Source organism: Allomuricauda sp. MMSF_3307 (assembly GCF_030733585.1).
Lineage (GTDB): Bacteria > Bacteroidota > Bacteroidia > Flavobacteriales > Flavobacteriaceae > Flagellimonas.
Genome location: NZ_JASHIQ010000002.1, coordinates 564,481 through 579,006 on the forward strand (window position 1 = coordinate 564,481; position 14,526 = coordinate 579,006).

Below are 14,526 nucleotides of genomic sequence, written 5' to 3' on the forward strand. Positions count from 1 at the left end.
TCCATTAAGAAACTGGCTCAGTTAATCAAAATAACTAAAGGTTTCCCCTTCCTTAATGTTCAATAAAGTTTCATAAATCAACCGGATCACATTCTCCACATCATCCTTATGAACCGTTTCTACCGTGGTGTGCATGTAGCGCAACGGCAACGAAATCAAAGCCGAGGCCACACCACCATTGCTATAAGCAAAGGCATCGGTATCAGTTCCCGTGTATCTGGAAGATGCATTGCGCTGGAACGGAATCCTATGGGCTTCCGCAGTCTCCAAAATACGCTCGCGCAATTTGTTTTGTACCGCAGGGGCATAAGCTATTACCGGACCGTCGCCGATTTTGGTCTCGCCTTCCGTCTTTTTATCAATCATTGGGGTGGTGGTGTCGTGGCACACATCCGTTACAATGGCCACATTCGGTTTAATGGTCTGTGTGATCATTTCCGCACCACGGAGCCCAATCTCTTCTTGTACCGAATTGGTGATGTACAAGCCAAAGGGAAGCTCTTTTTTATTCTCTTTGAGCAAGCGGGCCACCTCTGCAATCATGTATCCGCCCATACGGTTGTCCAAGGCCCTACAAACAAACTTGTCCTTGTTCAAAATTTCGAACTGGTCAGGGTAAGTGATGACGCATCCTACGTGAACGCCCATTTCCTCGACCTCTTTCTTGTCCTTTGCACCAATATCAATGAAGATGTTGTCCAACTTTGGCGGTTCCTCTTTCTCCTTGTTTCTGGTGTGGATGGCGGGCCATCCAAAAACTCCTTTTACAATACCATTTTTGGTATGGATATTCACCCATTTCGATGGAGCGATCTGGTGGTCGCTACCCCCGTTTCGGATAACGTAGAGCAATCCTTCATCTGTGATATAGTTGACATACCACGAAATTTCATCGGAGTGGCCTTCGATGACAACTCTATATTTGGCATTTGGATTGATAACACCTACCGCCGTGCCGTAAGTGTCGGTAATAAACTCATCCACATAGGGCCTCACATAGTCCATCCAAATTTTTTGTCCGGCGAGCTCATAGCCCGTGGGCGAGGCGTTGTTCAAATATCTTTCTAAAAATTCAAGCGATTTTTCGTTGATGATTTTCTCTTTTGCCATGTATCTGATTTAGTACACAAACATACTAATATTCACTTTTATTTAATAGCCAAATCATACCTTTATCCTTACTTTTGGCAGGACTATTGAGAAAGAATTGTGATGTTACGTAACACTCTTCTGCTTGTATTTTTGGCAATTGCTGCCGTTGGGTTTACCCAGGAACCGCAAAAGGATTCGCTGGTTTACCCGCGGGATTCCATTGCCCAAGATTCCATCGAGGACTATTATGTGAGGTTTGAGGGAGATTCTATTTTGATGAGCTCCATTGAACTGGACGAAGTCTATCTTTTCGGACAATTGGACTTTGCCAGCCAACAGGACAAACTACGGTATTACATTCTACGAAGAAAAACCTTGAAGGTGTATCCCTACGCCAAATTGGCTGCAGAGCGCTTAGTGGAACTGAACGATAGTCTTGAGCTCATCAAAAAAAGAAGGCACCAAAGGCGATATACCCGAAAGGTGCAAAAATATATTGAGGGGGAATTCTCAGAAGAGCTGAAAAAATTGACCCGAACCGAAGGACAGATTTTGGTCAAATTGATCCATAGGCAAACAGGTACCACCGCTTTTGATTTGGTGAAGGACCTCCGCAGTGGGTGGCGTGCATTTTGGTACAATACCACGGCCAGTCTGTTCAAGATCAGTTTAAAGGAAGAGTTTAAGCCCGAAGAGGTGCATGAGGACTATTTGATAGAGGACATTTTACAGCGTGCCTTTGCTGCCAGTCGCTTGGAGCGTCAAAAATCGGTATTGGACTACGATTATGCCCAACTGACCAATAAGTGGAAAAATACGCCTCAAAAGACGAACGACTAATCCTTGGTCTTTTCTCCAAAAACGGCGTCCATAACAATCTTTACGGAGCGAAAGCCTAAATAAATGGCCAATATAGCGCACGCAATGCCCAAGATGAGTACGGGCCAATAAAACAGGTGCCCCTCATTTTTAAACGCTTGGTAGATAAGAAACGGTCCCATAAACATGGCTACGACCGTAAACCCAAATGATTTGATACCTTTTACCAGAAGTTCCTTGTTCGTATGCCTCATGGGACCAAAGTAGGAATATTAGCTTATATTTAGCGGGTATTGCACTAAAAATCAACCATGGAAATGCTAGTTCTTGGGGTAGTGGTCCTATTTATCATTGTGGCCACCGTAAAATTTAAGATGCACCCCATCTTTTCGTTGACCATTGCAGCAGTGGCTTCTGGTTTTTTACTGGGCCTTGCCCCACAACACATCATGACCACCATGGCGGAAGGTTTCGGCAACACGCTTTCGGGCATAGGTCTGGTCATCGCTTTTGGAACGGTCATCGGAATTTATTTAGAAAAGACGGGAAGCACCCAAGTCTTGGCCAATAGTATTTTAAAGGTAATCGGATTAAAACGCTCCCCTTTGGCAATCAATCTGGCTGGATTTGTTATTTCCATCCCTGTATATTGTGATTCAGGATACATCATACTTTCTTCCTTGAACAAGGCCATCAGCAAAAAGACGGGTATACCTGCCCTAGTGTTTGCCATTGCCTTGGCCACGGGCTTGTATTCCGCCCATGTGTTTGTGCCTCCGACCCCTGGACCGTTGGCAGCAGCCGCTATTTTGGAGGCTGATTTGGGCATGGTGCTCATTTTTGGACTTTTGGTGGCCATACCTGTTTCCATTTCAGGTTATTTTTGGGCCCGGTTCATCGGGAAATCCCTTCAAGAAGATGATAGTACCAAAACCATGGAGCAAAAGGAAGAGGTTTTAGCCACCGTAAAGCCCTACCAGGCTTTTTTGCCATTGTTGGTACCGATTGTATTGATAGCCATGAAATCCATCGTGGATTACCCGACACACCCTTTGGGTGAAGGATGGCTGTTTCAAATGTTCAACTTTTTGGGCAGTCCGGTAATAGCTTTGTTGATTGGTGTCTTTTTTGCTTTTTCATTGGGTAGAAAGGTACCACAAGAAGATAAAAAAGGATGGGTTTCCGAAGCGTTCATGAAAGCGGGTGCCATTGTGTTGATCACAGGGGCGGGAGGGGCTTTTGGAGCCATTCTGCGAACCATGGATATTGCTTCTATCATCAATTTGGAGTCCAGCACAGGCGTTGGTGGACTTTTGATAGCTTTCGTTATCGCTGCGGTGCTCAAAACGGCCCAAGGTTCTTCAACGGTAGCGATTATTACCACTTCAGCCATTATTGCACCCTTGTTGGAAACTTTTGGTTTGATTTCGATTACGGACAAGGCTTTGGCGGTTTTGGCAATTGGTGCGGGCGCCATGACCGTTTCACACATCAATGACAGCTATTTTTGGGTGGTTTCCCAATTTTCCCACATGAAAGTAAAGACTGCACTTAAGGGTCACACCCTTGGTACCTTGGTTCAGGGTACAATTGGACTTTTGGTGATTCTATTCCTTTATGCCGTAGTGTAAAGATGAGTTATGGAATGGTAAGGGTTGCGGTGTATTCCTGCACCATTGCAAAATAGCCAAGGGCGTAATCATTGGGTCGTTCTACATTATCAAACAGGTTGATGTTGTCCAATCCCGTAATATCAAATACATTACCTCGAACGGTTGCCACGGGTGTTTGGAACACCCCACCATTGTTTTCCGTCTGCTCCAGTACCAAATCCATATAATTATAGAATTCTTCCGTAGCCCCTAGTATACTAACTGTAACGGTTTCTCCAGTGGTGATTTCATCATCATAGAAATAGGAAAATGAGAATTGTTGTCCCTGAAAGAATTCATCTTCCACCACCAAAAACTCACTATTCATAAAATCAAAGAGGTAAAAGTTATCCTCATCCCCATTATCGGTAAAGGTGACGATGATTTCGGTCTCTTCTTCATCCAAAAAAGTATCCGTGCCTTGTTCCAGATTATCAATAGGAACGGTAGGGGCATATTCGGTTTGGGCATAATACCTTTTCCCTTTATGTGTGATTTGAAGGATAAAAACAACCCCAGGCTCTACAAAGGCGGTGCGTATTTGGTCTTGCTCCAGGTTTGGCACATAGATTCCACTGCCCAAATCTTTTTCAACAAGGGTAGAGAATGAAATATCCTCAAAAAGTCCACCACTCGTGGGTTTTCCATAGTAAATCAGCACGCTTTCGGCTTGTGTGGGCTGGTTCTCCTCGAAGAAATTGCTGCTCTCCCTCAGTTTGATTTTTACATCTACCAATTCCTGACTTTTATCCACTCGGACAAGACCATCCACGATCAGCCGTGTTTCAACTTCCGGTAAGTCCACCTCAATCGTGTCCTCACAAGAAAAAAACAGGATGGCACATAACAGTATGGTAATCGCTTGTTTCATGGTTGATGTAAAAAAACGGCAGCAGCTTGTTCAGGAAATTTGATTACCCTCTTCCTTAAGGTTTTTTTTGGTCGTACTTAGTGAACAATTGCGCAGTCAATCCTTAAAATCAATTTGAACATTGCCTTGATATCATTAGCTAATCCGTAATCGTTAGTTCTCTGGAGAACTCTTGAACTACGCCAAAATAGCCCAATGCATAATCGTTTGGGCGTTCAACATTGTCCAAAATAGTGATATTGTCCAATCCCGTAATATCAAATACATTACCTCGGACGGTTGCCACGGGTGTTTGGAATACCCCACCATTGTTTTCCGTCTGCTCCAAGACCAAATCCATATAATTATAGAATTCTTCCGTAGCCCCTAGTATACTAACTGTAACGGTTTCTCCTGTGGTGATTTCATCATCATAGAAATAGGAAAACGAGAATTGTTGTCCCTGAAAGAATTCATCTTCCACTACCAAAAACTCACTGTTCATAAAATCAAAGACATAAAAGTTGTCCTCATCCCCATTATCCGTAAAGCTGACGATGATTTCAGTCTCCTCCTCGTCAAAGAGGGTGTCGGTTCCCTGTTCCAGATTGTCTATGGGAACGGTGGGGGCATATTCGGTCTGTGCAAAGTACTTTCTTCCCTTATGGGTAACCTGCAATACAAACACTACTCCGGGTTCCGCAGAGGCGGTACGAATACGTTGGTCCTCCATAAAAGTGGGGTCCGGCACGTATATGCCAGAGCCCGGTGTTTCTTCGGTCAGGTTACTGAAGGCGATACTTTCAAAATTGCCATTCTCGAGCACCCCGTAGTAAATGAGGGCACTTTCGACTTGGGCCGGAGGATTATCCTCAAAAAAATTGCTGCTTTCCCGCATTTGGATGCGAACATCTATAAATTCCTGACTTTTGTCCACGCGCAACAGCCCATCTACCACGAGTCTGGTTTCTACCTCGGGCAGATCTACCTCGATGACGTCTTCGCAAGATGCCATGGCCAAAACGATAACCATAAGAGCGATAAGTTTCTTCATCTCACTAGAATTTAAAGTTATAGGTTACTGAGGGTACAATACCAAAAATAGAGGTACGGACGGCTTCGTTACGTCCGGTATCTTCGTTTTCCCTAAAATTGATAGAGGCGGCGTTCATGCGATTGTAGGCGTTATAGATACTGAACACCCATTCCGATTGAAATTTCCTTCCTTTATTTTTTCTTGGAGTCAATATGGCCGATATATCCAAACGGTGATAGTCCGGTAACCGTTCCTTGTTCCGCAACCCATAATAGGGTACACTCACACCTTCAAACTCAAATTGGCCTATGGGATAATTGGTGGGCTGCCCGGTTTGATAGACAAAGTTGGCGTTGAAGCTCCACTTATCGTTCAATTCAAAACTGCCGTAGAGGGAAAGGTCATGTGTTTTGTCAAAGGGGGTACTGTACCAATCGCCAAAATTGATTCCGGTTTCCAGGTTGGAACGTCCAGAGTCAAAATTGAGTGTACGACCGGGGGTTCGTTGTTCAGAGCGGGATAAGGTGTAAGCCAACCACCCCTTAAATTGGCCTTCGTTTTTTCGCAGCAGGAGTTCCAGACCGTAGGCCCTGGCCTGTCCGTTGAGGATGACCTGTTCAATGGCATTATTGGCAATCAGATTGGCCCCATCAATATAATCTATCCGATTTTGAATGTCCTTGTAGAACACTTCGGTTTCCAGGGTGTAGGCGCCATTTTTTATGTTTCTAAAATAACCCATGGCATATTGGTCCAGCAATTGCGGCTCCACGAACGGTCCGCTGGGTGTCCACACATCCAAAGGGGTAGGGGAGCTGGTATTGGACAATAAGTGAAGGTATTGTGCCAATCGTGTATAGCTAGCCTTGATGGAATTGTTTTCTTTAAAGGTGTAGGACATGGATACCCTGGGCTCCAAATTGAAAAATGACTTTAAGGTTCCGCTTCTTCCGGGGCTTATGGTGTCTATAGGTTTTGCTTCCCGATACGTAAGTGTAAAGGGGTCAAACTCGACAGGGTTGTTGTTTTGGTACACAAAGAACTCGTCCTGCCCAAAACGGTTGAACTGACTTGCCCTAAGCCCATATTGCATGCTTAGGTTTTCAGTTATTTGATGTTCAAGGTCTACATAGACTGCATTTTCGTTGGCGTATTTTTTGGTCAGCTGCTCTTCAACAATACCGGAATCGGGACTGTTGGGCACAATCTTCCCGGGATTGAACACGTAGTAGATGCTGTTGAGGCCATAATTCATCTGAAACTTATCATTTAGATAATGCTTCAGGTCATATTTTACATTGAAATTCTGAATCCCGGAATTCCACTCAAATCCAACGAAATCGAGTTCCAGACCGTAGTAATAATCAGAATAAATCAACGAAAGGTTGGAAAAAAGCTTATCGGAAAATAAGTGGTTCCATCTGAGGTTTCCAACGGCATTCCCGTAAATGTTCACGAAGCGTTCGCTCACGTTAAATAAGTCCCGCCCAAAATAACCCGAAAGGAAAACACTGTTGTTCTCATTGATTTTATGGTTGATTTTAGTGTTCAAATCGTAGAAGTAGGCCTTGCTGTTGACGTCGAACAGGGGCAGAAACAAGTGAGCGTAGGAGGCACGGCCGCCAATCAAGAATGCGGTACGGTCTTTTTGAATGGGCCCCTCCACCAGCAACCTACTGGCTACCGCTCCAATCCCACCGTTGACCTTAAATTCTTTGCTGTTCCCTTCTTTTTGAAAGATTTCCAACACCGAGGACACCCTTCCGCCGTAGCGCGCCGGAATACCACCCTTGAAGAGTTTTACGTCCTTTATGGCGTCTGGATTGAATACGGAAAAGAATCCGAAGAGGTGTGAAGAATTGAAGATTATCGCCTCGTCCAACAAGATAAGATTTTGGTCTACGGCACCACCCCGAACATTGAATCCGGAGGAAGCCTCACCAGCGTTGGTGATTCCAGGGAGCAATACCAAGGATTTGATAACGTCGGCCTCACCCAACACCACGGGAACCTGTTTTATGGTATTGGAGGAAAGGGACGTAACGCTCATTTGTGGCTTTCGTATATCGAGTTTTTCCACATCATCTGTGACGACCACCTCGGCAAGCTCTTCTGCCTTTTCTTCCAGTTTAAAGTCCAATTTTTGGTTTTGGTTCAAATTGATGGTGCGCACTACCTCTTGAAAACCCAAATAGCTCACAATAACTTGGTACTCACCTTCGGGCAGGGTAATGGAATAAAAGCCGTATTCGTTGGTCGTGGTCCCTGTTCGTAGCTCGGAAATGGCCACGGTGACCCCGATAAGGGTTTCATTACTGGAAGCTTCGGAAATGGTACCGCTCAACGTATAGCGTTCTTGGGCGTGTATCACAAAAAAATGCCCAAACAGGGCTAGCAACAACGCAAGATAATGTCTGGGCATTCGATTGTTTTTTTTAAAAGTACGTATTTATGGCAGAGTGAAAAAGGGAAAGCGGGAAACCACCCACATTTTAACATTTTGGTCCAAGAATAAAAAAAGGCCGTCTAAAAAGCAGTTTGCCTGTCAGTTCGAGCGCAGTCGAGAACTTAAGAGACTTTGAAAATCAATGGGTTTCGACTGCGCTCAACCTGACAAAGTTCAAATATTAACGCTTTCTAGACGGCCTAAAGAATTGTAGTTACGTTATTTTACTTACACGATCGAACTCAAAATCTGGTTCAATGTTGCACTGGGACGCATGGCTTTGGATGCTTTTTCCGGGTTTGGAAGGTAATACCCTCCGATATCCACGGGCGACCCTTGGGCATCGATCAATTCTTGGGCGATTTTCTGCTCGTTGGTGGACATGGCTTCGTACACTTTAGAGAATATGGCTTTCAATTCTTGGTCTTGTTCTTGCTTGGCCAATTGCTCTGCCCAATATAGGGCAAGGTAGAAATGGCTGCCCCGGGTATCCAGCTCGTTCACTTTACGGGATGGCGATTTATCCTGATTCAAAAATTCTTCGGTGGCCTTGTCCAATGCTTCGGACAATATGAGGGCTTTGCTGTTCTTGTTCTTTTCCCCGTAAAACTCCAATGAAACGGCCAACGCCAGAAATTCTCCCAAAGAATCCCATCGTAAGTGACCTTCTTCCAAAAATTGCTCTACGTGTTTTGGGGCAGAACCTCCAGCACCTGTTTCAAATAAACCACCTCCATTCATCAAAGGAACGATGGACAACATTTTGGCACTGGTTCCTACTTCGAGAATAGGGAAAAGGTCCGTTAGGTAATCCCGCAATACGTTACCGGAAACGGAAATCGTGTCCTTGCCATCTTTCATGCGCTTCAAGGTAAACTTGGTCGCTTCGATAGGGGATAGGATTCGAATATCCAATCCTTCGGTATCATGGTCTTTTAGGTATAGATTGACCTTTTTGATCAGTTCTGCGTCGTGGGCCCTTTCGGCATCCAACCAGAAAACGGCGGGCGTATTGGTGGCCCTGGCTCGGGAAACGGCCAGTTTTACCCAGTCCTGGACCGGGGCATCCTTCACCTGGCACATTCTCCAAATATCTCCTTCTTCTACCTTGTGCTCAATCAAGGTATTTCCGTTGGCGTCTACCACTTTTACGGTTCCAGTCGTCTCAATCTCAAACGTTTTGTCGTGCGAACCGTACTCTTCGGCTTTTTGGGCCATCAAACCTACATTGGGCACTGTTCCCATGGTAGTAGGGTCGAAGGCTCCGTGCTCCTTGCAGAAATCAATGGTCGCTTGGTACACGCCAGAGTAACTGCTGTCGGGAATGATTGCCTTGGTATCTTGAAGTTCTCCATTTTTGTCCCACATTTTACCAGAATTTCGGATCATGGCGGGCATGGAAGCGTCAATAATGACATCGCTGGGTACATGAAGGTTGGTGATTCCCTTATCGGAATTCACCATGGCCAAATCGGGTCCATTGTCGATGCTGGCCTTGATAGCTGCTTCAATTTCTTTGTGCTGCTCTTCGGGCAGTCCCCCGATTTTGTCCAATAAGGTTTCCAATCCATTGTTAGGGTTGATGCCCAACTTTTGAAAAGTGTCGCCATAGGTCTTGAACAGTTCGGAGAAGTATACTTCCAAAGCATGACCAAAAATGATGGGGTCGGAAACCTTCATCATGGTCGCCTTGAAATGGAGTGATAACAACAGGTTCTTCTCTCTTGCATCGGCAATTTCCTTGGTCAAAAACTCAACTAATGCTTTTTTGCTCATAACGGTGGCATCGATGACCTCGCCTTTAAGAAGGGAAAGTTTATCCTTGAGCACCGTAGTGTTTCCGTTGGCATCCACTAACTCAATGCGAACATCTCCAGCGCTTTCCATCGTCAACGACTTTTCGTTGGATTTAAAGTCGCCGTGTGACATGGTAGCTACGTGGGTCTTGGAGTCGGAGGACCATTCGCCCATAGTGTGCGGATGTGCCTTGGCGTAATTTTTTACGGCTTTTGGTGCCCTACGGTCGGAGTTGCCTTCGCGCAGTACAGGGTTTACGGCACTTCCCTTTACTTTATCGTATTTGGCCTTAATGGCCTTTTCCTCATCTGTTTTGGGTTCGTCCGGATAGTCGGGCAGTGGGTAGCCTTTTTCTTGTAGTTCTTCGATGGCTTCCTTTAGCTGAGGAATGGAGGCACTGATATTCGGTAATTTGATGATATTGGCCTCTGGTGTCTTGGCAAGTTCGCCCAAAATGGACAAATCGTCCGGAACTTGTTGCTCCTCGGTCAATAATTCTGGAAACATGGCTGCAATTCTACCGGCCAAAGAGATGTCCTTGGTCTCAACGGAAATGTCAGCGGTTTCGGTAAAGGATTTTACAATGGGTAAGAAGGATAGTGTTGCTAAGGCAGGTGCCTCATCTGTTTTGGTATAATAAAGTTTAGCCATTTATATGTATTTGTTTGAGCGGTTGCAAATATACGATTTATGGACGGTGAAGGAAGAATGGAAGTGATTAAAAGTGTGGGCTTTTGCTGCGAATTTGTTAAAAAACAAAAGCCATTTCCTTGTTTTTACCAAGGAGATGGCTTTCAGATAGGACTCAGGAAAGGTTTGGTGGTACCAAACTACAATCGTTTCGAATGCACCTTTGCCCTTTCGACGTTTGCTTTGCTATGCTCTTAATTTTTCAACTAATCTACATTCTGCAAAGTATGCTGTGGTTTCCTAAACTTTATCAAAACGGAAAATTGCTCTTCCGTTCGCACATAAAATTCTATTTCTCATTAGTATTTGCAAAGCATATCCTAAATCGAAAATCCTTTTGTGATCAGTAGTGTTACTAATTCCAAGGATATCCACAGTTTTAAAGAACGTCAACTTTAAGTCGATATAATGATGATGGTATCATTATTATATCTGTTACTAAAGTAGTTTGACAAAGTGAAGAAAACAAATTTTTAAAGCATTAAAAATCAACACGATATGAACCAATGTTATTAACAATTGTTCATAAAAAAAGCACCCGATTTCAGGTGCTTTTTCTTGTAATGTGGGATAAAAACTATCCCTTAACTTCTTTGATACGGGCCTTTTTACCGGTAAGACCTCTAAAGTAGAAGATTCTGGATCTACGTACTTTACCTTTTTTGTTTACTTCAATTCTTTGCAAAGCTGGCATGTTTACTGGGAAAATTCTTTCCACACCAACAGTACCGGACATTTTGCGAATGGTGAAGGTTTCGGTGGCACCGCTACCTCTTCGTTGAATCACCACACCCTTAAAGAACTGGGTACGTGTTTTTTCACCTTCCTTGATTTCGTAATAAACAGTGATGGTGTCACCAGCTGAAAATTTTGGAAATTCTTTTTTTGGAACAAATTCGTCTTCAACAAATTTTACTAAGGATTCCATTTTTGTCTTTTTAATTGTTTGGGTCAAGACCAACTTTCACGGATTTCGTCAGAGGTTGATTTTGAGATTGCAAAAGTAATGCAATATTTAGAAATAGCAAGCTGTTTTTTTGACTTTTCAGTCTTACTCATTTTCCAATAGGTCGGGCCTTCTTTGGCGGGTGCGCTCCAAGGCTTGTTGTTCCCGCCATTTTTCGATTTTGGGGAAGTTGCCGCTCAACAATATCTTGGGTACTTCCATTCCTTTGTATTCTGCTGGACGAGTATACACGGGCGGAGCCAATAAATTATCCTGAAAGGTATCGGTAAGGGCGGAGGTTTCATCGTTCAACACACCCGGAAGCAAACGGATTACGGCATCGCACAAGATGGCTGCGGCCAATTCCCCTCCCGAAAGTACATAATCTCCAATGGAAATTTCACGGGTCACGAACATATCCCTTACCCGTTGGTCCACACCCTTGTAATGCCCACAAAGCACAATAATGTTCCCTTTCATGGAAATCTCATTGGCCATACTTTGGTTCAGGGTGTTTCCATCGGGGGTCATGTAGATCACTTCGTCATAGTCCCGTTGTGCTTTGAGTTCGGAAATGCACTTATCAATAGGTTCCACCATCATGACCATACCGGCCCCGCCACCAAACTGGTAGTCGTCCACTTGTTTGTAATTTCCCGAAGCATAATCCCTCAAATTATGGAGATGCACCTCTACCAATCCTTTTTCAATGGCTCGCTTTAGGATAGAAGCTTCAAAAGGACTTTGCAGAAGTTCGGGAAGTACGGTAATGATGTCAATCCGCATGGAGTTGTATGCTGAATGTTAGTATGCCGCAAAAGTAATCAAACGTATTGTAAAAAGGGTCAAAAAGGAAAAGGCGGTCTAAAAAGCGGTAATGTTTGAACTTTGTCAGGTTGAGCGCAGTCGAAACCCATCGATTATCAACGCATCTTACGTTCTCGACCGCGCTCGAACTGACAGGTAAACCGTTTTTTGACAGCCTCTTTTACCTATTTTTTCTGCTTGTTCAGTTCATCCTGCAATTGTCTGCTGATTTTCTGCTCGCGCTCCAAGGCCCGTCGCCTGTGGTTCTGATATTCTTCCTCCAAGTCGGCAAGGGCAGATTTGGCCTGCTGCGTCAAGAAATTACTGTTCCTGAACCGGTAGATAAAGAACAGCAAGAGCAGCAGCAATCCAAAAATGATGGACCACAATATAAAATTGTAGGTTCCTTTGCTCACCATGGCTCCAAAAAACGAAATACTGTCCTTTTCTTCGGTAACCGCATTCAACTTGTTGGTGGTTTCCTGTAGCTTGGTATTCAAATCCTCTATTTCGGCATCGTTGGCCGTAATGGTAGCCGATAGATCTTTGATGGTCTTGTTGGCCGTTTCTATGGAATCAAAGATGTTGTTCTTTGTTTTATAGAGGTCGGATAGTTTAATCACTTCATACTGGATACCGTTAGCGCGATAGTTCCCCGACTTGCTTTCCAGTTCCTCAAATTGTCCCCGTAGCGTATTGTCGGACTCTTCTTCCTGTGCTTGGACGGACAGTGTGGAAATAAGTAAGGTCAAGGCGAATAAAATGCGTAAATGCTTCATGTTCAATTATGTTCTCGTGTTAAATTTAGATTAAGGGCGGGACGAAATTACGTCAATAAACCAAATTTAAAAAACTGAAAGCCGGTTCTTTGAACATTTCATACCTCCTTAATAGTAGGTATAACGCCTAACTTTGGCGATATATTTCGCCAATCGGATAACTTGATGGGAATATCCGTACTCATTGTCATACCATATGTAAAGTACAATATTTTTCCCATCGGCCGACACAATGGTCGCCTTGCTGTCGTAAATGGATGGCGCCGTGGTCCCTACAATATCCGATGATACCAGTTCGTTGCTCAACGCATATTTGATCTGTTCCACCAAATCCCCTTCGAGGGCGTATTTTTTTAGGATGGTATCCACACCTTCCTTCGAGGTCTTGTTTTTCACCTCTAGGTTAAGAATGGCCAAGGACCCATTGGGTACGGGAACCCGAATCGCATTGGATGTCAATTTTCCCTTTAGGGAAGGAAGCGCTTTGGCCACGGCGGTGCCCGCACCAGTTTCCGTAATCACCATGTTGAGCGCAGCAGCGCGACCCCTACGGTATTTGCTGTGCATATTGTCCACCAAATTTTGGTCGTTGGTGTAGGCATGTATGGTTTCCAAATGCCCTTTTTTAATGCCCAAGGAATCCTCTATCACCTTGAGAATGGGTGTAATGGCATTGGTGGTACAGGAAGCGGCAGAGTAAATGTTGGTTTTGTCAGGATCAAAATCCTTGTGATTTACCCCATGTACGATATTGGGCACCTCTTTTCCTGGAGCGGTGAGCAGCACCTTGCTCGCTCCTTTGGATTTTAAATGACGGGAAAGGGCCGTTTTGTCCCGAAATGCACCGGTATTGTCGATGATCAGGGCATTATTGATGCCATGTTTGGTGTAATCAATATCTTCGGGCTGGTTGGCATTGATGATTTTCACCGTTGTGCCGTTAATAATCAGCGCCTGCTTCTTCTCGTCCACATCCACGGTTCCGGTAAAGGGTCCGTGCACGGAGTCGGTTTTAAGGAGTGCCGCTCTTTTTTCGAGCATTTCCCTGTTCAATTCTCCACGTACCACAATCGCACGCAAGCGCAACTGGCTGCCACGTCCCGTTTTGGCCATCAGCTCACGGGCTACCAATCGGCCAATACGCCCAAAACCATAAAGCACTACATCCTTTGGCTTAATGGCCTTGGAGGATTGCGCATCCTTGAGTTTGTCGATCACAAAGGCCTTTACATTGAGGTGGGCATTCTGACTGGAATTGTACTCATAGGTCAATTTGCCAATATCCAACTTGGCCGGAGGGAGGTTGAGGTCGTTTATGGCCCTTAATATTTCCACGGAATCAAAAATGGACATCGGTTTTTGAACAAATTCACCGGCATATTCGTGCAGGTTGATGATGTCGCTTACATTTTTGTCAATAATCTGGTTTTTGAACAAGACCACTTCAATAGCCTTGTCGTACCAGAGGTCGCTAATGATTTTGATGAATTCCGTAGTTGCTTTTCGCCTATCTGCTTGAAAGGCTAGCTCTTTTTCGTAGGAAGAATTGTCGCTCATGGAAAATGGTTGCGGTTGTACAGTTTATATATTTTCGGCAAAAATAGATATTTCA

Annotated in this window: 12 protein-coding genes; 2 read left to right on the forward strand and 10 right to left on the reverse strand. The window is 44.4% G+C overall.

Annotated features, from left to right (window positions below; translation table 11 throughout):
* Positions 1-21: 21 nt before the first annotated feature.
* Complete coding sequence (locus RBB12_RS06940; protein WP_306013125.1) at positions 22-1,110, reverse strand: M42 family metallopeptidase; 1,089 nt, start codon at positions 1,108-1,110, stop codon at positions 22-24.
* 102 nt (positions 1,111-1,212) lie between these two features.
* Here RBB12_RS06940 and RBB12_RS06945 point away from each other — a divergent pair, with 102 nt between their 5' ends.
* A complete protein-coding gene (locus RBB12_RS06945) occupies positions 1,213-1,932 on the forward strand; it encodes a DUF4294 domain-containing protein (RefSeq protein WP_306013124.1) in 720 nt (239 codons plus the stop codon).
* On the opposite strand, the gene RBB12_RS06950 is transcribed toward RBB12_RS06945, so the two are convergent.
* Positions 1,929-2,165 (reverse strand): DUF6095 family protein, encoded by a 237-nt coding sequence (locus RBB12_RS06950; RefSeq protein ID WP_306013123.1) that lies wholly within the window; start codon positions 2,163-2,165, stop codon positions 1,929-1,931. The two genes, RBB12_RS06945 and RBB12_RS06950, sit on opposite strands and share 4 nt — an antisense overlap.
* Positions 2,166-2,222: 57 nt before the next feature.
* On the opposite strand from RBB12_RS06950, the gene RBB12_RS06955 reads away from it, so the two are divergent.
* A complete protein-coding gene (locus RBB12_RS06955) occupies positions 2,223-3,542 on the forward strand; it encodes a GntP family permease (protein WP_306013122.1) in 1,320 nt (439 codons plus the stop codon).
* A gap of 7 nt (positions 3,543-3,549) precedes the next feature.
* On the opposite strand, the gene RBB12_RS06960 is transcribed toward RBB12_RS06955, so the two are convergent.
* The 8 genes from RBB12_RS06960 to RBB12_RS06995 form a co-directional block, all read right to left on the reverse strand.
* Complete coding sequence (locus RBB12_RS06960) at positions 3,550-4,434, reverse strand: DUF4249 family protein (protein ID WP_306013121.1); 885 nt, start codon at positions 4,432-4,434, stop codon at positions 3,550-3,552.
* A gap of 139 nt (positions 4,435-4,573) precedes the next feature.
* The gene (locus RBB12_RS06965; RefSeq protein ID WP_306013120.1) at positions 4,574-5,467 is read right to left on the reverse strand and encodes a DUF4249 family protein; all 894 of its coding nucleotides are present in this window, start codon (positions 5,465-5,467) and stop codon (positions 4,574-4,576) included.
* A 4-nt stretch (positions 5,468-5,471) separates the two neighbouring features.
* Positions 5,472-7,871 (reverse strand): TonB-dependent receptor, encoded by a 2,400-nt coding sequence (locus RBB12_RS06970; RefSeq protein ID WP_179383944.1) that lies wholly within the window; start codon positions 7,869-7,871, stop codon positions 5,472-5,474.
* 252 nt (positions 7,872-8,123) lie between these two features.
* Complete coding sequence (locus tag RBB12_RS06975) at positions 8,124-10,343, reverse strand: NADP-dependent isocitrate dehydrogenase (protein WP_306013119.1); 2,220 nt, start codon at positions 10,341-10,343, stop codon at positions 8,124-8,126.
* Positions 10,344-10,959: 616 nt separating this feature from the next.
* Positions 10,960-11,310 carry a 50S ribosomal protein L19 gene (gene rplS / locus RBB12_RS06980; RefSeq protein WP_163627495.1) on the reverse strand — a complete coding sequence of 117 codons (351 nt, stop codon included), beginning with the start codon at positions 11,308-11,310 and terminating at the stop codon, positions 10,960-10,962.
* Between the two features lie 123 nt (positions 11,311-11,433).
* Positions 11,434-12,114, reverse strand: a complete 681-nt coding sequence (gene trmD, locus RBB12_RS06985; RefSeq protein WP_306013118.1) for a tRNA (guanosine(37)-N1)-methyltransferase TrmD — start codon at positions 12,112-12,114, stop codon at positions 11,434-11,436.
* A gap of 206 nt (positions 12,115-12,320) precedes the next feature.
* Entirely contained in the window at positions 12,321-12,914 is a 594-nt protein-coding gene (locus RBB12_RS06990; protein ID WP_179383941.1) for a tRNA (guanine-N1)-methyltransferase, read from the reverse strand.
* A gap of 108 nt (positions 12,915-13,022) precedes the next feature.
* Positions 13,023-14,471 (reverse strand): glyceraldehyde-3-phosphate dehydrogenase, encoded by a 1,449-nt coding sequence (locus tag RBB12_RS06995; RefSeq protein WP_306013117.1) that lies wholly within the window; start codon positions 14,469-14,471, stop codon positions 13,023-13,025.
* Positions 14,472-14,526: the final 55 nt, after the last annotated feature.